The following is a 641-nucleotide window of genomic DNA, read 5'->3' as shown; positions in this document are numbered from 1 at the left end:
AGATACCGCTGCAGATACTGCGCCCGCTCCTCCTCGGTCAATGGGCTCAGGAATGGAATCAACCCGCTACCCTTGAACCACTCCACCACCCCCGCCGCCCCGTCCCGAAGTTGGTGGTGATAGGTGGTGCGCCACACATCGACCCGCGCGCAATGCGGGCGCAGCATCGAAAAATACTCACTGGCACTGGCCATGTCGGTACGCTGCCCGGCAGCGTCTGCCAGCCTGCTCGCCCACGGCCCATTGGCGGCGACTTCACGCATCAAACGGTGGGACGGTTCGTTGAGGTTGTCCGGCATCTGGATCGCCAGGCTGCCACCATCTGAAAGCTTGCTCGCCAAGGCTGGCAGCAACGAAGCGTGATCAGGCACCCATTGCAGCACCGCATTGGCGAAGATCACATCGAACGGGCCTTCATCGGTCCACTTGTCGATCTCGGCCACCTCGAACTGCACATCGGGCAAGCGCTTGCGCGCGGCGGCGATCATGTCCGCCGAACTGTCCAGGCCACTGACCCGGGCCTCGGGAAAACGCTGCACCAGCAACTCGGTGGAATTGCCCGGCCCGCAACCGATATCCACCACCGCCCGGGCGTGCGCCGTGGGTATCGCCGCCAACAGATCACGGGCCGGACGGGTGCG

The 641-nt window shown here is 64.4% G+C and carries 1 protein-coding gene; it reads right to left on the bottom strand.

Features of this window, described 5'->3' with window-relative positions:
• Positions 1 to 641, bottom strand: a 641-nt coding sequence (gene tam, locus OQK_RS01310; protein ID WP_016770761.1) for a trans-aconitate 2-methyltransferase, incomplete at both ends; no start/stop codon positions are given.

It is taken from the genome of Pseudomonas sp. R62, from assembly GCF_000257605.1.
In the GTDB taxonomy this organism is placed as follows: domain Bacteria; phylum Pseudomonadota; class Gammaproteobacteria; order Pseudomonadales; family Pseudomonadaceae; genus Aquipseudomonas; species Aquipseudomonas atacamensis.
Note: the sequence above shows the minus strand (reverse complement) of the source record. Positions and strands in the feature narration are given on the sequence as shown.